This window comes from Vibrio sp. RW, from assembly GCF_027587105.1.
Classification (GTDB): Bacteria; Pseudomonadota; Gammaproteobacteria; order Enterobacterales; family Vibrionaceae; genus Vibrio; species Vibrio toranzoniae.
Map to the genome: position 1 here is coordinate 1 of NZ_JAPPTM010000099.1, position 309 is coordinate 309.

General features: G+C 57.0%; 1 protein-coding gene. It reads right to left on the reverse strand.

Annotation, left to right across the window (positions count from 1 at the left end):
- On the reverse strand, positions 1-309 hold a 309-nt coding region (locus tag OCT63_RS21480), incomplete at both ends, for a hypothetical protein (RefSeq protein WP_269984601.1).

The window sequence follows — 309 nt, forward strand, 5'->3', positions numbered from 1 at the left end:
GTGGTATCCAGTTTCGCACTGTCAGAACCTTTCTCTGACTCGTTACCCGCTGCATCGGTAATGGTCGCTTCGACTGTTAACGTCGCGCCTTCTGCTGGCGCATCTACCGCCGTCAACACTTCGTCTGCTGTGATGTGAGCTGCTGTTAACGTGATGGTCTCGCCGTTCACCGTCAAGGTATCGCCTTCAACCGCACCTGTGTCGGTGAGAGAGATGGTCACGTTCACTTGACCATCCAGCTCTGCCGCGCTGATCAGGCCGTCGTCGTTCGCATCTTCTGTGATTTCAACGCCTGGCGCACCCGCCGCT